This window comes from Micromonospora sp. NPDC005171, assembly GCF_040608575.1.
In the GTDB taxonomy this organism is placed as follows: Bacteria; Actinomycetota; Actinomycetes; order Mycobacteriales; family Micromonosporaceae; genus Micromonospora.
This window is the reverse complement of sequence record NZ_JBEXIM010000014.1, coordinates 19,228-36,341: the sequence shown is the minus strand read 5'-3', so window position 1 is coordinate 36,341 and position 17,114 is coordinate 19,228. Positions and strand designations below refer to the sequence as shown.

Sequence of the window (17,114 nt, the reverse complement as noted above, 5' to 3'; positions counted from 1 at the left end):
GACCGCCGAGAAGAACGTCCAAACTGGATGCTCACATGGGCGCGGTCGACCCCCGGATGCCGTTGCGAATAACGCAATCGACGACTCTCCCGGCGGTCGGAGTGGAGCCACGATTTCCGCGCTGGTGCTACCCGTTGACAACGGGGCGGCACGCTCCGTCAAGAACCATTCTCTGACCCGGGTGAACGATCACAGCTGCCGAACTTCGGCGGTTCCGGTAAAGACCTTCGACGCCGGCCGGTCCGGGTCCGCGCTGATGACAAAGGTGCCGGCGTGGGTACGGTCGGCAGCCGAGAAGCCGACGTACACCTCGATCTGCCCGGCCTCCACCGCGTAGGCCATGCTCCGGTCGTAGAACCCGAGCTGACCCGTGGGAAGCGCGAACCGCACCGCCACCCGCTGGCCGGCGGCGGCCTCGACGCGGGCGAAGGCCTTCAACTCCAGCACCGGTCGGGTGATGGTGGCCTGCGGGTCGCGGACGTAGAGCTGCACGACCTGCTCCCCCGCCCGGTGCCCGGTGTTGGTGACCGTGACCTCGACACCGACGCTGTCCCCGGCGCGGACCTCGGCGCTTCCCACAGTGGCGTCGTCGATGACGAACGAGGTGTACCCGAGGCCGTGGCCGAAGACGTATCGCGGCGCGACGGGCGAATCCACGTAGTCGCCGTGCCAGTGTGACCGTCCGCCGGACACCTTGTGACCGTAGAAGACGGGGATCTGGCCCACGCCACGCGGGTACGAGATCGGCAGCCTTCCGCTCGGGTTCACCTCCCCGAGGAGGACCTCGGCGATCGCCTGCGCCCCGGTCTCCCCCGGCAGCCAGGCCATCAGCACCGCGGCGCACTCCTCGTGCAGGAAGTCGCTGCCCACGGGCCGGCCGGCGACGAGCACTGCCACGACGGGTGTGCCGGTGGCGACGACGGCACGGACCAGTTCTTCCTGCACGCCCGGCAGGTCCAGACTGGACCGGTCCCGTGACTCGCCGGTGGTGGCCCCGGGCGTCAGCCCCGAGCGGTCCCCCAGGACCAGCACCGCGACGTCGGCCGCCGCGGCGACCGCGACCGCCTCGGCGAACCCCTCCGTCGACGGATCGAGCACCTCGCAGCCCGGGGCGAAGCGCAGCCGGTCGCCCAGCCGCGCCGCGAGCTCGTCGCGCACCGTGGGCACACCGTCGGTGCTCTCGTCGATCTCCAGATCGTCCGGGATCGTCATCATCTCGCCGAGCAGACCGCGCCTCTTGCGCGCCTCAACCAGGGCCTCGATGTGGGCCGCGAACGAGTAGTCACCGAGCAGGTGTCGGGCGTCGTCGGCGTTCGGGCCGATGAGAGCCACGGTTCCGGCTCCCGCGAGCAGCGGCAGGACGCCGTCGTTCTTGAGCAGGACGAGACTGCGGCGGGCGATCTGGAGCGCCACGTCCCGGTGCCGCTCGGCGTTCGCCGACGTCGCGGCCGCGTCCTCGTCGACGTACGGGTTCTCGAAGAGCCCGAGTTCGACCTTGTGCCGAAGGACCCGTGCGACCGCCTCGTCGAGCCGGGCCTCGCTGACCTCGCCGGCGTCCAGGGCGCGGGTGAGGGCATCCGCGTACGCGTCCGTCGCCGGAAGCTCGACGTCCACGCCCGCGTTGAGGGCCACCGTCGCGGCCTGCTGCTTGTCCTGCGCGAAGTGGTGGTACGAGTGCAGGTCGTTGACGGCGAAGTAGTCGGACACCACGCTGCCGGTGAACCCCCACTGCCCGCGCAGGACGTCGGCGAGGAGTTCCTGGTTGGCATGGCACGGGACGCCGTCGAGCTCGTGGTAGCCGGCCATCACCGACCGGAGCCCGCCGTCGCGGACCGCCGCCTCGAACGGATACAGGTACACCTCGCGCAGCAGACGCGGCGGCAGCTGGGCCGGCGCCCAGTTCAACCCGCCCTCGGACGCCCCGTAGCCGACGAAGTGCTTGGCGGTGGCGAGGACGCCGTCGGTCAGGTCGGCGCCCTGGAGTCCCCGGACGAACGCCACTCCCATCCGGGACACCAGGTACGGATCCTCGCCGTAGGTCTCCTCCGTCCGGCCCCACCGTGGGTCGCGCACCACGTCCAGCACCGGCGAGAGCCCCTGGTGGCTTCCCATGGCACGCATCTGTGCGCGAACGGCGTCCGCCAGCTGCTGGTTGAGCTCCGGCGCCCAGGTGCTCGCGACGCCGATCGCCTGCGGGAAGATGGTCGCCTCGCGGGCCATCACCCCCGAGCAGACCTCCTCGTGCACGATCGCCGGGATCCCCAGCCGGGTCTCGGTCACCAGGAAGCGCTGGATCGCGTTGGCGACCCGCGCCACCTGCGCCGCCTTCAGGCTGGTCGCGCCCGCGACGCGGGTCACGTGTCCCAGGCCGTGCCGAAGGATCGGCCGGGCCCGCTCTGCCGCGAACCGACCGCCTTCCAGCAGGGCGAACGCCCACGTGCTGCCCAGTTGCGCGAGCTTCTCCTCGCGGGTCATCCGGGCCAGCAGATCCGCCACCCGTTCGTCGACGGACGCGGTCGGATCGGTGTAGGTCGCCTCGATCTCCGGCTCAACAGTGGTCACCCGGTCACCCCAATCACCGCGACAAGCTGGTCGTTCGGCCCCGTCGGTCACGACGCCACCGGCGCCTGGCCGCGCTGCGGACGACAGCCGGGAAGCGGTGGGCGACGCAGCGCGTGGGCGCGAGACACCCGGCCAGCCGGGGCGGCAGGCTCCCCCAGGGGCCGTGCAGCCAGACATTGATCCAGGTGCCGTGTTCCCTTACGTAAACGTAATCGGTAACGTTTACATAGATCGAGAACGTAATCGAAGTCGATCACGTTGTCCAGAGCTCACACCGCCTCCACCACCCCTCGGTCCCGGCGCTCGGGCAGAGCTGTCCGCGTCGGACCTGCACGAAGGGAGCCAGCCCTGAACACCCACCCTGACAGCGCGCCGGAGAACGTCGTGAACACGGCCCGCCTGACAGTGGACCCCCGCCGACGCGTCGCACCGGTGCCGCGTCGGCTCTTCGGCTCGTTCGTGGAGCACCTGGGTCGCTGCGTCTACAACGGAATCTACGAGCCGGGGCACCCGACTGCCGACGCCGACGGCTTCCGGGGCGACGTCCTCGAGCTGGTGCGCGAGCTGGGCGTGACCACTGTGCGCTATCCGGGCGGCAACTTCGTCTCCTCCTACCGCTGGGAGGACGGCGTCGGCCCGGTCGAGAAACGACCGGCGAGGCTCGACCTCGCCTGGCACAGCCTGGAGACCAACGCGTTCGGGCTCGACGAGTTCATGCGGTGGGTCGGCAAGGCCGGCGTGGATCCGATCATGGCGGTCAACCTCGGCACCCGTGGCACCGCCGAGGCCGTCGACCTGCTCGAGTACGCCAATCACCGCGGTGGGAGCCACCTCGCCGACCAGCGCCGCGACAACGGCGCGGTCGACCCGTACGGGATCAGGCTGTGGTGCCTGGGCAACGAGATGGACGGCCCGTGGCAGGTGGGCCAGCGCAGCGCGACCGAGTACGGGCGGCTCGCGGCGCAGACCGCAAAGGCCATGCGCCGCTTCGATCCCGATCTCGAACTCGTCGCCTGCGGTTCCTCGCACCTCGGTATGCCGACCTTCGGCAGCTGGGAGCGGGACGTGCTGACCGAGGCGTACGACGACGTCGACCTGATCTCGTTGCACGCCTACTACCAGCCGGTCGACGACGACCTGGCCAGCTTCCTCGCCTCGGCCGAGGAGATGGACAGGTACATCGACGCCGTCACGGCCATCGCCGACTCGGTGGGAGCGATCCGCCGGTCGACCAAGAAGATCATGATCGCGTTCGACGAGTGGAACGTCTGGTACCAGTCCGCCGCCCCGTCCACGCCGCCGAGCGGCGAGGACTGGCCGGTCGCGCCGCCACTGCTGGAGGATCACTACAGCGTGGCCGACGCGGTCGTCGTCGGCGGCCTGCTGATCAGCCTGCTGCGGCACAGCGACCGGGTGAGCGCGGCCTGCCAGGCCCAACTGGTGAACGTCATCGCGCCGATCATGACCGAGACGGGCGGCTCGGCCTGGCGCCAGACCATCTTCCATCCCTTCGCCCGCACCGCCCGGCACGCCCAGGGTGCCGTGCTGGACGTGCTGCGCGAGGGCAGCACGACGACCACCGACCGATACGGTGAGATCGACGCTGTCGACGCGGTCTCCACCTGGGACGACACCACCGGGGAGATGACCGTCTTCCTCGTCAACCGGGTCCTCGACACCGCTGCCGAGGTGACCATCGACGTCGCCGGCGCCCAGGTGGGCGACGTCATCGAGTGCGTCACCGTCGGCGGCACCAACCTGCACGCCAAGAACACGGCCGACGGTCCGGACCACGCCGCGCCGCGCCCCAACGGCACGGCACGCGGCGCCGACGCCAGCGTCCAGCTGACTCTTCCGCCCGCGTCCTGGACCATGCTGCGGCTCCGCGCCACCGACACGACCCCGTGATCGGCTGACGAACCACCGGCCCGCCGATTCCGGACGCGCCCCGGCCGCGCACACCCTGGCTTCACCAGGGCTGCGCGGCCGGGGCTTCCCCACCACAGGGAGTACGGGGTCGAGCCTGTCGTTAACCGGGCGTCGACAGGTGCGCTCAGGGACTCGCGGCGAGCAGCGCGAGCATCAGCCGGCGTGCCGGTGCCGGCCGCAGGGGACGGGGAAGCGCGACGGGCATGCCAGTAACGAGCGATGCAGCTGTGCGAGCGCTAACATCGTTCCCTGTCGAAAACAGAACCATGAATTGCATTGACGGTCAAGATGGGTCCGTAAATCGGGGCGCAAAATTGCGTCGAAAACTATTCGGGCACGCTTCAGCAGCGCCAGAGCGACTGGCGCGCGAATTCACTGTCGGGTCGATATCGTCAAGGAATTCGCGCGCCAGTCGCAGGTGGCCTTGAAACGCACCCGGGGAGGGATCGGCAGACGCGGTTATGCGACCGCTGGCCGCAACCTCCCGTCGACTCGCCGGGAAATGGTGGTGTACTCGTCGCGCAACTCCTCGGGGAGGACCCAGGCCGGGGCGTCCTGCCACGCCAGCGGGCGGAGGAACCGTCGGATCGACGTGGCGCCCACCGACGTGTGCACGGCGTTTGTCGACGGCCAGGGTCCGCCGTGGTGCTGGGCCCACGACACCCGGACACCGGTGGGGTAGCCGTCGAAGACGATGCGACCCGCGCGGGCGGCGAGCACGTCGACCAGCCGGCGTACGACGTCGGCGTCATCGCCCGGACCGCGGTGCAGCGTGCCGGTCAGGGACGGCGGGACGGTGGCCAGCGCGGCGTCGAGATCGGCCGCGTCGTCGTACCGGACCACGACCAGGAGCGGGCCGAAGCACTCGTCAGCGATCTCCGGGGTCAGGCCGACGAGCCCGACCTCCAGGAGGGTCGGCGCCACGGTGAACCCCGCGCCGGGGTCGACAGTGGGCCGCGCCGAGACCCGGGCGCCGGCCCGCTCGAACTCCGAGGCCCGGCTCTCGTACGCGTCCCGGATCCGCTCGTTGAGCAGGACCGCGCCACCCGAGGCGTCGACTCTGGCCCGCAGCGCGTCGAGCAGGCGGTCACCACCCGGATCCGACGGGATGAACGCCAGGCCGGGCTTGGTGCACAGCTGACCGCCCGAGTTCGTGAAGGAGCCGAACAGCCCTTCGGCGATCTGGTCTGTCCGGGCGGCGGCCGCGTCGGACAGGACCACGATCGGATTCACGCTGCTCAGTTCGGCGTACAGGGGAATGGGATCGGGCCGTTCGTCGATGGCCGCCTGGATGGCGCGGGCGGCGTTGACCGAGCCGGTCAGGGCGGCCGCGCGGATCGCCGGGTGTCGCACCAGCGCACGGCCGGCCTGTTCCCCGTACACGGTCGCGACGACACCCTCGGGCCCGCCGAGGTCCCGGACGGCCGACTCGATGGCGGCGGCGGAGGCGTGTGAGGTCAGCGGGTGCGACGGGTGCGCCTTCAGGATCGTCGGACACCCGGCGGCGAGCGCCGCGGCCGTGTCACCGCCGGCGACCGAGAAGGCGAACGGGAAGTTGCTGGCCCCGAAGACGGCCACCGGCCCGAGGGGTACGAGCATCCGCCGCAGGTCCGGACCGCGTCCGAGCGGTGTGTCGGCGGCGTGGTCGATTGTCGCCTCGACGTACGCTCCGTCGCGCAGCACCTCGCCGAACATCCGGAACTGCAGCGCCGACCGGGTGAGTTCCCCGTCGAGTCGCGCGTGACTCAGGCCGGTCTCCGCCTCGGCGGCAGCGACCAGGTCCACCCGACGGGACTCCAGCGACGCGGCGATCGCGTCCAGCAACTCCGCGCGGCCGAGCCTGCCGCGGGCGGCCAGCCACTGCGCCGCAGGGGACGCCTGACCAGCAATCACCTCCAGCCGAGACTCGTCGGTCTCGGTGAGTTCCGTCGCGCGACGCTCACCGTCGCGCGGATCGACAGTCATGACCACGTTCACAGCAGTCCTCTCCTCACCAGATTGCCCATCAGATCGCGGACGCCGAAGTGCCAGGGCTCGCACTCCTCCGCGTGCCGCACCCGGTTGACCAGGGTGCCGAGCGCCGGGCAGCTGATCCGTACCACGTCGTCGACCTTGTGGGTGAAGCCCTCTCCGGGGCGGTCCCGGTCCTGGATGGGCGCGAACATGGTGCCGAGCATCAGGGCGGCGCCGTCGGGATAGTGGTGGTGCGGCCCAATCAGCTGCCGGACCAGCTCCTCCGGCTCACGCGACATCTGCGTCATCTCGGAGACCGCCTCCAGGTGGAAGCCGTCCACGCCGCGAACCTCCAGGCGCACCTCGAGTTGGCGTACCCGATCCATGTCGAACCGGTCGTCGAAGAGCCGGATCAGCGGGCCCAGGGCGCAGGAGGCGTTGTTGTCCTTCGCCAGCGGAAGCAGGAGCGCCGAGCGGCCCTCGATGTCCCGCAGGTTCACGTCGTTGCCGAGGGTGGCGCCGACGATCCGGCCGCTGGACTGGACGATGAGCGTTACCTCGGGCTCCGGGTTGTTCCACGTCGACGCGGCGAGCACGCCGACCGGAACGGCGGTGCCGACGGCGGAGAGGATCTGCCCCTTGGTGAAGATCTCGGCGTCCGGGCCGATCCCCACCTCCAGGTACTGACTCCACATGCCCTCGGCGACCAGCAGGCTCTTGAGCCGGTCCGCCTCCGGCGAGCCCGCCTCCAGGCTGTGCAGGTCGACACCGACGTCGGCGAGCATCCGGTGCCGGATGTCCGCCGCCAGCGCCAGGTCTCCCCGCGCCCGCTCCTCGATCACCCGTTCGATCATGGAGATCGGGAAGGTGACACCGGCGGCCTTGAGCGCCTGGAGGTCGACCGGGGCGAGCAACCAGGGACGGCTAGGGTCCCGGGTCGCGGCCCCCGTGTTGGCCAGTATCTCCCCGAAGTCACCCACCCGCGGACCGTCGAGCCCGGCCACCGTCGCGGCGGGATCGGGCAACTCGCAGATGTCGCGGACGGTCGGGAACCGGCGGCTGATGTCGATGACCTCGCCGTCGCGAACTGTCACCGGCGAGGGGCCGTCGCCGGCCGGGTCCCAGATCCGGCCGATGAGGACGCTGCCGGCGTCGTCCGGCAACGCCTCGGCGGCGGTACCGACCCAGTCCGCGTCCGCGGCCAGCCCTCGGGGCCGTGGCACGGTCATGAGTCGCTCTCCAGGTTGAAGAAGGACCGCTCGTCGCGGGGACGGATGTCGAAGACGGTGTCCTGGAACATCCGCAGCGGGTGCGGTGTGAACGGGTGCTGCTCGATCGCGGCGAGATCCACCTCGATGCCCAGGCCGATCCCGGTGGGGATGAGGATGTCGCCGTCGTCGGTCAGCACCAGCCGCTCGTTGGTGATCTCGGGACGCCACGGCACGTCGGTCGCCATGATCTCCAGGTAGCGGAAGTTGGGCAGCGTCGCCCCGAGTTGCAGCGTCGCGGCAGTGCTGAGCGGACCGCTCGGGTTGTGCGGCGCGAAGCCCACGTAGCTGGTCGCGGCGAGCGTGGAGATGAAGGCCAGCTCGGCGATGCCGCCGGCGTGCGTTACGTCGGGCTGGACGAAGTCGACCGCCTGGCGGGCCAGCGCCGGCGCGAAGCCCTGCCGGCCGTACCACCGCTCCCCCGCAGCGATCGGCACCGGCGACGCGCGACGGATGTCGACGAGCGCGTCGAGGTTGTCCGGTGGGCAGGGCTCCTCGAACCACACCGGGTCGAACTGGGCGATCTCCTTCGCCACCTTGACGGCGTGGCGGACGTCGAAGCGGCCGTGCCCCTCGACGAACAGCTCCACCTCGCGGCCCACCGCCCCGCGGACGGCGTCGATCTGGGCGAGCACCCGGTCCAACTGCGCGGTGGTGATGGTGAGGTCGTAGTTCTCGAACGGGTCCCACTTGAGGCCCCGGAAACCGGACTCCACCGTTCGGCGCGCGGCGGCCGCGTAGTCCTCAGGTGTGACGGCGCCGGAGAACCAACCGTTCGCGTACGCCCGGACCCGGTCCCGGGTCGCACCGCCGAGCAGCCGGGAGACCGGCACGCCGAGCTCGCGCGCCGAGATGTCCCACAGGGCCATCTCCAGCGAGCTCAACGCCGTCATGACGACCGGGCCGCCGCGCCAGTACCAGTCCCGCGCGGTCTCGTAGAGGATCTTCGAGATGCTGGTGGGATCCAGGCCCACCACCGCCTCGGCCAGCTCGGCGATGGCACCCTGGACGGCGCGTTCCTTGCCCTCCAGGGTGGCCTCGCCGAGCCCGACGATCCCCTCGTCGGTGTGGACGCGCACGATGACGAGGTTCGTGCGGTAGAAGTCGACGACAAGTGTGTCGACAGAGACGATCTTCATCTTTCGGCTCAACCCTTCACCGCACCGGCGGTCATGCCCGACACCACGTACTTCTGCACCAACAGGTAGAAGGCGACGGCAGGCAGCGTGAACAGGAAGGCGACAGCCATCACCGTCTGGATCGGGGTACCCAGCTCACCGATGAAGTTCGCGATGCCGACGGAGGCGGGTTGCAGATCGGGGTTGAAGATGAACGTCACCGCGAACACGTACTCGTTCCAGGCGTGGAAGAAGGCGATGACAGCGGTGGCCGCGATCGACGGCGCGATGAGCGGCACGTTGATGCGGGTCAGGGTGGTGAAGGGCCGGGCGCCGTCGGCGCGCGCGGCTTCCTCCAACTCCTTCGGGATGCCGTCGATGGCGCCCTTGAGGATCAGCGCGACGATCGGCAGGACGAAGGCGGAGTTCACCAGGACGAGGCCGGTCAGCGAGTCGAGCAGTTCGAAACGGCGGAACAGCGCGAACAGCGGGACGACCATGAGCGCCTCGGGAAGCATCTGCGTGAACAGCAGCACGACGGTCAGCACGGCCTTGCCCCCGAACGAGAACCGGGACAGCGCGTAACCGAGCGGGATGCCCAGGCCCACGGAGAGGACCATCGTGCCGACGGCGATGATCAGGCTGTTGAGCAGCCAACCGGCCGCCTTGCCCTCGGCGAGCGCGTCCACGAAGACCCCGAACTGGCCGAGGTCGGGCGTGAGCCGGGGCCGATCGGCGAAGAGGTCGCTGTTGCTGGACAGCGCCGTGACGAACATCCAGTACAGCGGGAACACCGCGATGCCCAGCACGACGAGCACGGCGACGATCCGTGCGGTGACACCGAAACGGAACCGCCTCATCGGACGTCCCCCTTCTCCACGGCACGGGCGACCAGGCGGCTGCCGATGATGACGATGAGTGAGATGACGACGCCGACCATTCCGATGGCCGCCGCCGATCCGAGTTCCTTCGAGTCGAACGCCTGCGAGTAGAGGTCGATGACGAGCGTCTCGGTGGCACCGACCGGCCCGCCCTTGGTCATCAGCCAGATCAGCTCGAACCGCCGCAGCGACCAGATCGTCATCAGCAGGGCCAGCAGACCCACTGTCGGTTTGATGACCTGCCAGGTGACGGCGCGGAAGGTGGCCCATCGTCCCGCGCCGTCGACGGTCGCGGCCTCGTTGAGGTCCTGCGGAACGGACTGCAGGGCGGAGAGCAGCACCACTGACGTGAACGGGAACAGTTGCCAGATGGTCGTGGCGAGCACCGCCGGGAGCGCGTAGCGCGGGCTGTCCAGGATGGCGCCGCCGGGCACACCGAGTCCCACGGCGTCGAGGAAGCGGTTCACGATGCCGTACTGCGCGTTGAGCATCCAGGTGGCGATGAGCGCGACGGCGATGCCCGGGGCGGCCCAAGGCACTGTCACCAGCGCCCGTGCCACGCCCCGGCCTCGAAACTTCCTGTTCAGCAAAAGCGCGACGACGAGCCCGGCGCCGATCGCGACCACGACACAGGTGATCACGTAGACGACGGTGATCAGCAGGGTGCGGCGGAACTCGGGGTCGCCGAAGATCTCGTTGAAGTTCTCGAGCCCGACCCACTCACTGCGGGTGGGGTTGAGCAGCCTCGTCCTGGTGAAGCTGAGGTAGATCTCCTGGACGAGGGGTACCGCCTGGAAGACGAGGATGAACAGGGCGGCGGGTGCCAGGAACAGGTACGGCGTCCACTTGCTACCCAGCGGGCTGGGCCGACGCCGGGGCCGGCCTTGGGGTGTTGTCTCTGGTGCTCCGGTCTGCTCGACCACAGTCATCGGGTTCGATCCTTCTGGGGGAAGGACGCTGCCGGCGCACGGATCGTCGCGCCGGCAGCGTCGCTGTGTCGAGCGGTCAGCGGACCAGTTCGGTCGCCTGTTGCTGGGCGCGATCCAGTGCCGACTTGAGGTCGGCCTTGCCCTGCAGTGCCGCGACCACGTTCTGCACGACCACCTTGCGGATGTCCGGCGTCTTGGCCTCGAAGCCCAGCACGATCTGCGGCAGGCTGGTCTCGGTGAGCCCGTCGAAGACGGTCAGGAACGGGGTCTCCTTGAGCTTCTCCGCGCTGCGCTGCGTGGCGGTGGCGACGCTGCTCGCGCCGAGAATCTCCTGCAGCTTGACCTGGTTCTGCGGCTCGAGCGCCCACTTGATGAAGGTGCCGGCCTCGTCCTTGCCCTCACTCGCCTCGTTGATCACGATTGGTGCGAGGATCGCGCCCTGCTTGCGGACCGGGAACGGGATGGGCGCGACGTTGAAGTTCAGCTTCGCGTTCTGGCCGCGGGTGGCGGTCACGTAGCCGCCGTTGTTGAGCTCCATCCCGACCTTGCCCTCGGCGAACATCCGCCGGAACGTCGCCGCGTCCGCTCCGCGTGGGATCACGTTCGCGTCGTACAGGTCCTTGAACGCCTGCAGGCCCTTGAGGTTCTCGGGCGAGTTGATCGTCAGGTTCTTCCCGTCGGACCACGCTCCGCCGAAGCCGTAGACGTAGTTGAAGATGTCCTGCCAGACACCGGCCTCCTCGGCCTCCGTCTGGCGGAACGCCAGCCCGAAGACGTCACCCTTGGTCAGCGACTTGGCAGTGGAGGTGAACTGCTCGTAGGTGGTCGGCGGCGTCGGGATCAGGTCCGCGTTGTAGAACATCGCGTAGTTGGACGCTTCGAAGATGACGCCGTGCCGGACGCCGTCGTGGACCATGAACTGGTCCGGCTGCTTGAGCAGGTCGTACTTGCTGGCGTCGACGAGCTTGTCCAGCGGCGCGACGAGGCCGGCGTCCGAGGCGGCCTCGAACTCGGGCATGTCGAAGCGGACCAGGTCGGGGCCCTTGCCGCTGCCCATCTGCGTGAGCACGGTCTGGCCGAAGGTCGGGTACGGCACCGCGGCGGCCGAGACCTGGATCTTGGTTTGGCTCTGATTGAACTCGTCGAGCCACTTCGTCAACAGGGGCCCGCGGCCGGGGTCGCCGAAGGTCGAGGCGGCGAAGGTCAGTTTGGTGACGCCGTCGCCGGAATCGCCGTCCGAGCCGCAGCCGGTGAGGAGGGTGGCGACCAGGCCGAGGGCAAATGTCGCCCGGGCGATGCCGAAATGAGCGCGCTTATTACCCATCGTTACTCCACTGTTACGAATTGACGTCAAGCCGATGAAATTGCAACGATCGTAGCGTCATGTGCAACGGTGTCAAGTGGCGATTGCGCATCGCGTCATCTATATTGCATAATATGCAATGACAGCGACGGCGCTTCCCGTCGCGCGAGGGGAGACACAGCCTTGGCGCAATCGATTCGCCGCGCGATCGACCTCATTCGTCGATCCGCGGAGCACCCGCTGTCCCTTACGGAGGCTGCGGACGTGCTCGGCGTCCACAAGTCCACAGCCCTGCGCATCCTGCAGACACTGGAGTCCGCGCGCTTCGTCCGCCGGACCGGCGCGGGCACCTACGTGCTCGGCAGCGGCCTGATCGAGTTGTCCGAACTCGCGCTCGGCTCGATGGACCTCCGCCAGCCCGCCGCCGCACACCTGCGTGCGCTGCAACGCGAGACCGGCCATACCGTACACCTGGCGCAACTGACCGGCGACGAGATCATCTATATCGACAAGGTGGACAGTCCGGCGTTCGACGCCGTCAAGCTGCCGTCGCGGGTCGGACGCGCGGTGTCCATCTACGCGAGCGCCGTGGGCAAGACGATCCTGGCCTACCTTCCCCGGCAGGAACGCGACCGCCTGCTCTCCCACGTCGTCTTCGAGAGATTCACCGACACCACATTCACCGACCACGACGCCCTGGAAGCCGAGCTTGCCCGCATCCACGACTGCGGCTGGGCCGTGGACAACGGCGAGCACGACGCCTACGTGATGTGCGTGGCCGCGCCGATCAGGGATTCGCGGGGGCAGGTCATCGCCGCCGCCTCGATCACGGCGATCGAGGTCATCGCAAGCCTCGACCAGCTCAAGAGCAACCTTCCGCTGCTCCTTGAGACCGCCAACAAGATCTCGTACGAGCTCGGCTACGCGCCGCCCTCGGTGGCGAGCCCAAACGGTGAGAGCCGCTCCGCGACCTGACCGGGCACGTCCCGGGCGATCACCGCGTCCCCGGCGCCGACCCGCCGGTGATGCGGTGATGCTCGTCGGTCTCCATGTCGATGAAGGCCTGGATCATGCCCCGGTAGATCCGTTCGATCAGGTCCGGATCGGCGCCGGCCTCGACGGCCAACGTGCGGGCCCGGGCCACCACCTGCGCCACCCGGTCTGGCGCACGGACCGCCTGGCCGTCGCTCTTGAGCGGCGCGGCCTGCCGGACCAGCGCCTCCCGCCGGGCGAGCAGCCCGACCAGGTCCCGATCCAGCTCGTCGATCCGAGCGCGGATCTCGGTCAGCGTCGCCGCAGTCTCTGCCACGTGGGAAATCGTCGCACGACGGCGACACGATCAGGCGACCCGTGCGTCGGCCGACGCACCGCCGGTGTCTGCGCACGACTTTCACGTACGTCATCCTCAATGGAGGATCGGGGAGGTGGCCCCGGGTTCAGCGGGCGACGGCGCTGTTGGCGCCGACGCGAAGGCCCTGATCGATGAATTTGATCAACCAGTCGAAACTGTCGTCGACGGACGCGTCGATTTGGAACCCACCGGCCGCCTCCAGGGTCGCGAACCCGTGCAGGACGCTGCGCAGCGTCCGCATGGCGTGGATCTCCTGGCCGGGGTCCAGCCCGTACCCGCTCAGCATTGCCGCCCAGGAGGCGAGCACCCGCTCGCTGGCCGGGATGAACGGATCGTCGGGGCCGGTCGGGCGGGTGGCGTTGGCGGCCGTGTACCGGCCGGGGTGTTCCCGCACGTAGGCCCGCATCGCCTGCGCGCCGGCGGCGAGGGCATCGCCGCCGGACCGGCCCTGAATGGCGTCGCGGATGGTGTCGCCGGCCTCGGTCATGGCCAGGATGGCGATCCGGTGCGCCAGATCGGCCTGGCTGGTGACGTGCTTGTAGAGCGAGGGGGTCTTGATCCCGAGCCGTTCGGCGAGCAGGCCCATGCTGAGGTTGTCGAAGCCGACCTCGTCGACCAGCGCGGCTGCGGCCTCGGTGACCGATGCCGGGGTGAGCCGGGCCTTAGGCATTGGTCAGCGTCCGGGTGAGGAAGGGCAGGGCGAGGGCGAGGACCTTGTCGGGCGTCTGGACGTGCGCGTAGTGGCCCGCCCCCTCGATGACAGCCAGCTCGCCGAGCCCTCGTGGCAGGTCGGCGACGATGCGTTCGCCCTCGGCCCGCGGGTCGGCCCAGTCGGGATCGGCGCTGCCCTGGATCACCAGGACCGGGCAGGTCACGTTGGGCAGCTGCCGGCCGGCGTCGTCCGGGCTGGTCTTGGCCATGGCCTGGAGGACCTTCATCCGGCCGGGCTCACTCATCTTGGCCTCGATGCGCGCCAGCTCGTCGTGCCAGTCGGCGGGCTTGGTGGGAATCGCCACGTCCAGATACTTGCGCCAGTTCGCCTGGCTGCCCCGCACGAGCACCTGCGCCAACTGGAGGTAGCCGGCTCGGAACCGCTTCACCCGCACCAACCCGCCGAGGTCGAAGGACTGTGCGCGGGTGAATGGCGCCAGCTCGACGACGCCGACGATCAGCTCGGGCGCGTTGGCGGCGGCGATGGTCGCGGCACCGCCGCTGATCGACTGGCCGATGATCACGGCCGGACCGCCGAGGTGGCGCACGGCGGCGACGAGATCGCTCGCGATGTCGGTGCGGCTGTAGCCGTCCCAGCCGAGGCTGGAGTCGCCGCAGCCGCGGATGTCGACGTTGGCGACCCGGTATCCGGCCGCGGCCAGGGCCGGCGCGACGAACCGGTAGGAGTGCCTGCTGTCGCCCATGCCGTGCGCCAGCACGACAAGTGGGCCCTGCCCGGTCACCTCGTAGGCGATGGTGTTGCCGGCAATGCCGAGGTGTTCGATCACGACGTCCTCCAAGGAAGCTAATGCGATTAGCTAGAGGCTAATCGCATTAGCCGCAGAGGGCAAGTCCACCGCCGCTAACTGCCCCCACCCATGCCGAGCTGGGGGTAGAGGGCGCCGGGGGCGGCGACCGCTCCGGACGGCCGAGCGACAGTGACTGTCGTACCGAAGTCGCTGTAGCGCAGGGACGCGTTCGGCAGCCCACTGGCCTCCGGCATCAGGAAGCTGACCAGCCGGCCCTCGGTGTCCAGCGTCGCCCGGAACGCGTGCCGGCGCGCGCTGTCCGGGAAGACACCACCGGGACCGGGGCGGAAGCTGATCCCGTTACCTGCGCCGATCCGGGTCGCGTCGATCGTCCCGGAGATCTCGGGGCCGTCGGCTTGTGCGGTGACGATCGCGTCGATGAGGCGGCCGGAGCCGCCGGAGTCGTTCTTGCCCGGCGCGAAGCTCAGGGCGAAGTCCGACGGCACCCGGGCCGGGTCGAGGACCATCCAAACGTCGCCGACGCCGCGGAACAGACCGGTCTTCAGGTAGACGTCATCGTCGATCATCCGGATCTCGATGACCCCAGCCGGGGCCGAAACCCGTGCGTTCAGGCGTTTGTTGGCGTTGTCGGTGTGCGACAGCGACGTGATCTGGCTGGCGATGTCGACGTCGCTGCGATAGCTCGTCTGATTGACGAACGCCGTGCCCGCCCGCAGCAGGCCGACCGCCTCCGCCGTCGTGGTGGCATCGGCGCTGGCGGTCGACACCGGGGCGGATTGAGGTTTGGGTTCGTTCTCCGTCGGCGCGCCGACGGAGCAACCCAGCAGGAGCAGGCACGCAGAAATGCCGGCCAGTGCGGCTCGACGTGTCATGGCCGTCACGGTAGGAGGTTTGAGCAAGGTCTGGTGACCCGTATAGTGCCGCGATGGAAACGGACACGGTACGGCAGGCTTACACGTCCGTCGCGGACCTCTACATCGAGCTCTTCGGCACCGGCCAGCAGGTGGACGCCGACGACTTCGCCCTCATCGGGCGACACCTGGCGAGCCGGCCCGGCCGGGTGCTCGATCTGGGCTGCGGGCCCGGCCACCTCACCGGTTACCTTCGTGAGCTGGGCGTCGACGCAATGGGGATGGATCTGGTCCCCGAGTTCATCGCCCATGCACGGGCGGCCCACCCGGGCGTCGAGTTCCAACTCGGTTCGATGGAACGCCTCGACGTCGCCGACGGCTCCATCGACGGCATCCTGGCCTGGTATTCGTTGATTCATCTTCCGCCACCGGAGCTCGACGACGTACTCAAGGAGTTCCGGCGGGTGCTGGTCCCGGCCGGACGGTTGGTCCTGGGCGTCTTCGACGCCGAGGAGGTCGGGGCCTTCGACCACAAGGTCATGACCGCCTACCGCTGGCCGCCCGACGAGATCTCGGAGCGACTCGCCCGGGCTGGTTTCCGGGAGGTCGAACGCCGCCGGCGGCCCGGCACCGACGAGCATCGGCCGCTTGCCGCCATCGCGGCGATCGCAGTGTGAGGGCGCGCCGAGGGCCGGCCTCCCGTCGCGGGAGACCGGCCCTCGCCCAGCTGAGCACCCGCGTCGACGCGGGCGTCCGGCACGGCGGCAGCGCTCAGGCGCTGAGCTTCCCGGCAATCTTGACGACCCGCTCGGCCATGTGGTCGAGGGCAGCGAACTGCGCGTCGCCCAGCGGGGCGTCGTTGCTCCCGCCGGTGACGTGCGAGACGCCGTAGGGGTTGCCGTCGGCGAACTTCAGCGGGTCGGTGTAGCCCGGGGCGACGACCAGGCCGCCGAAGTGGTGGACGGTGTTGTAGAGCGCGAGAAGGGTCGACTCCTGGCCGCCGTGCGCGGTCATCGATGCGGTGAAGCCGGCGTACACCTTGTCAGCGAGCAGCCCCTGCGCCCACTGCGGGCCGAGGGTGTCGATGAACTGCTTGAGCTGGCTGGCGACGTTGCCGTAACGGGTGGGCGTGCCGAACAGCACCGCGTCCGCCCAGACGACGTCGTCGGCGGTGGCCTTCGGCTCGTTCTTCGTGGCGTCGAAGTGCTGGCTCCAGGCGGCGTTGGAGGCGATGGCCTCTGCCGGGGCGAGCTCCGGAACCTGACGCAGCCGCACCTCGGCGCCAGCCTTCTCGCCGGCCTCGGCGAGGCGCTTGGCCATGGCGTGGAGGGTACCGGTGGACGAGTAGTAGATGACGGAGAGCTTGGTCATCGGAGGCATCCTTCCCAAAGTAGTTGCCGCTGATAAATTTGCGACCGCAACGATCTCGACTGTAGCAGCCGCCTCGGGGCACCCCAACGTCCTGACCATGCCCAGCTCCGTGACGGA

15 protein-coding genes are annotated in these 17,114 nt (G+C 69.4%); 3 read left to right on the top strand and 12 right to left on the bottom strand.

Annotated elements, in window-relative coordinates:
• Window positions 1–189: 189 nt before the first annotated feature.
• Window positions 190–2,562, bottom strand: coding sequence for a glycoside hydrolase family 3 N-terminal domain-containing protein (locus tag ABZU74_RS18660; protein WP_355425105.1), 2,373 nt, complete (start codon window positions 2,560–2,562; stop codon window positions 190–192).
• A gap of 384 nt (window positions 2,563–2,946) precedes the next feature.
• Between ABZU74_RS18660 and ABZU74_RS18655 the strand changes: the two genes are divergently transcribed.
• Window positions 2,947–4,470: an alpha-N-arabinofuranosidase gene (locus tag ABZU74_RS18655; RefSeq protein ID WP_355425102.1), complete on the top strand. Its 1,524-nt coding sequence runs from the start codon at window positions 2,947–2,949 to the stop codon at window positions 4,468–4,470.
• A gap of 480 nt (window positions 4,471–4,950) precedes the next feature.
• On the opposite strand, the gene ABZU74_RS18650 is transcribed toward ABZU74_RS18655, so the two are convergent.
• The 6 genes from ABZU74_RS18650 to ABZU74_RS18625 form a co-directional block, all read right to left on the bottom strand.
• A complete protein-coding gene (locus ABZU74_RS18650; protein WP_355425099.1) occupies window positions 4,951–6,468 on the bottom strand; it encodes an aldehyde dehydrogenase family protein in 1,518 nt (505 codons plus the stop codon).
• Entirely contained in the window at window positions 6,465–7,673 is a 1,209-nt protein-coding gene (locus ABZU74_RS18645; RefSeq protein ID WP_355425096.1) for a fumarylacetoacetate hydrolase family protein, read from the bottom strand. The genes ABZU74_RS18650 and ABZU74_RS18645 overlap by 4 nt, the downstream gene beginning before the upstream one ends.
• On the bottom strand, window positions 7,670–8,851 hold the full coding sequence (locus tag ABZU74_RS18640) for a mandelate racemase/muconate lactonizing enzyme family protein (protein WP_355425093.1): 1,182 nt from the start codon (window positions 8,849–8,851) through the stop codon (window positions 7,670–7,672). Before ABZU74_RS18640 ends, ABZU74_RS18645 begins: the two co-directional genes overlap by 4 nt.
• An 8-nt stretch (window positions 8,852–8,859) precedes the next feature.
• On the bottom strand, window positions 8,860–9,690 hold the full coding sequence (locus ABZU74_RS18635) for a carbohydrate ABC transporter permease (protein WP_355425090.1): 831 nt from the start codon (window positions 9,688–9,690) through the stop codon (window positions 8,860–8,862).
• Window positions 9,687–10,640, bottom strand: coding sequence for a sugar ABC transporter permease (locus ABZU74_RS18630; RefSeq protein WP_355425087.1), 954 nt, complete (start codon window positions 10,638–10,640; stop codon window positions 9,687–9,689). Before ABZU74_RS18630 ends, ABZU74_RS18635 begins: the two co-directional genes overlap by 4 nt.
• Before the next feature lie 76 nt (window positions 10,641–10,716).
• Entirely contained in the window at window positions 10,717–11,964 is a 1,248-nt protein-coding gene (locus ABZU74_RS18625; RefSeq protein ID WP_355425084.1) for a sugar ABC transporter substrate-binding protein, read from the bottom strand.
• A gap of 69 nt (window positions 11,965–12,033) precedes the next feature.
• On the opposite strand from ABZU74_RS18625, the gene ABZU74_RS18620 reads away from it, so the two are divergent.
• Window positions 12,034–12,918 (top strand): IclR family transcriptional regulator, encoded by an 885-nt coding sequence (locus tag ABZU74_RS18620; RefSeq protein WP_355425081.1) that lies wholly within the window; start codon window positions 12,034–12,036, stop codon window positions 12,916–12,918.
• Window positions 12,919–12,937: 19 nt separating this feature from the next.
• Here ABZU74_RS18620 and ABZU74_RS18615 read toward each other — a convergent pair whose 3' ends face one another.
• The 4 genes from ABZU74_RS18615 to ABZU74_RS18600 form a co-directional block, all read right to left on the bottom strand.
• Entirely contained in the window at window positions 12,938–13,252 is a 315-nt protein-coding gene (locus ABZU74_RS18615) for a chorismate mutase (RefSeq protein WP_355425079.1), read from the bottom strand.
• Window positions 13,253–13,379: 127 nt separating this feature from the next.
• The gene (locus tag ABZU74_RS18610; RefSeq protein ID WP_355425076.1) at window positions 13,380–13,964 is read right to left on the bottom strand and encodes a WHG domain-containing protein; all 585 of its coding nucleotides are present in this window, start codon (window positions 13,962–13,964) and stop codon (window positions 13,380–13,382) included.
• On the bottom strand, window positions 13,957–14,793 hold the full coding sequence (locus tag ABZU74_RS18605; protein ID WP_355425073.1) for an alpha/beta hydrolase: 837 nt from the start codon (window positions 14,791–14,793) through the stop codon (window positions 13,957–13,959). Before ABZU74_RS18605 ends, ABZU74_RS18610 begins: the two co-directional genes overlap by 8 nt.
• 74 nt (window positions 14,794–14,867) lie before the next feature.
• Complete coding sequence (locus ABZU74_RS18600; protein WP_355425071.1) at window positions 14,868–15,647, bottom strand: hypothetical protein; 780 nt, start codon at window positions 15,645–15,647, stop codon at window positions 14,868–14,870.
• A 53-nt stretch (window positions 15,648–15,700) separates the two neighbouring features.
• Between ABZU74_RS18600 and ABZU74_RS18595 the strand changes: the two genes are divergently transcribed.
• On the top strand, window positions 15,701–16,303 hold the full coding sequence (locus tag ABZU74_RS18595; RefSeq protein WP_355425069.1) for a class I SAM-dependent methyltransferase: 603 nt from the start codon (window positions 15,701–15,703) through the stop codon (window positions 16,301–16,303).
• Window positions 16,304–16,397: 94 nt separating this feature from the next.
• Here ABZU74_RS18595 and wrbA read toward each other — a convergent pair whose 3' ends face one another.
• Window positions 16,398–16,997: an NAD(P)H:quinone oxidoreductase gene (wrbA, locus tag ABZU74_RS18590; protein WP_196923813.1), complete on the bottom strand. Its 600-nt coding sequence runs from the start codon at window positions 16,995–16,997 to the stop codon at window positions 16,398–16,400.
• Window positions 16,998–17,114: the final 117 nt, after the last annotated feature.

What these genes read in the sequence shown, in the direction of transcription:
- wrbA (WP_196923813.1), bottom strand. Translation starts at nt 16,997, where the DNA reads ATGACCAAGCTCTCCGTCATCTACTACTCGTCCACCGGTACCCTCCAC.
- ABZU74_RS18610 (WP_355425076.1), bottom strand. Translation starts at nt 13,964, where the DNA reads ATGCCTAAGGCCCGGCTCACCCCGGCATCGGTCACCGAGGCCGCAGCC.
- ABZU74_RS18625 (WP_355425084.1), bottom strand. Translation starts at nt 11,964, where the DNA reads ATGGGTAATAAGCGCGCTCATTTCGGCATCGCCCGGGCGACATTTGCC.
- ABZU74_RS18595 (WP_355425069.1), top strand. Translation starts at nt 15,701, where the DNA reads ATGGAAACGGACACGGTACGGCAGGCTTACACGTCCGTCGCGGACCTC.
- ABZU74_RS18630 (WP_355425087.1), bottom strand. Translation starts at nt 10,640, where the DNA reads ATGACTGTGGTCGAGCAGACCGGAGCACCAGAGACAACACCCCAAGGC.
- ABZU74_RS18645 (WP_355425096.1), bottom strand. Translation starts at nt 7,673, where the DNA reads ATGACCGTGCCACGGCCCCGAGGGCTGGCCGCGGACGCGGACTGGGTC.
- ABZU74_RS18640 (WP_355425093.1), bottom strand. Translation starts at nt 8,851, where the DNA reads ATGAAGATCGTCTCTGTCGACACACTTGTCGTCGACTTCTACCGCACG.
- ABZU74_RS18635 (WP_355425090.1), bottom strand. Translation starts at nt 9,690, where the DNA reads ATGAGGCGGTTCCGTTTCGGTGTCACCGCACGGATCGTCGCCGTGCTC.
- ABZU74_RS18600 (WP_355425071.1), bottom strand. Translation starts at nt 15,647, where the DNA reads ATGACACGTCGAGCCGCACTGGCCGGCATTTCTGCGTGCCTGCTCCTG.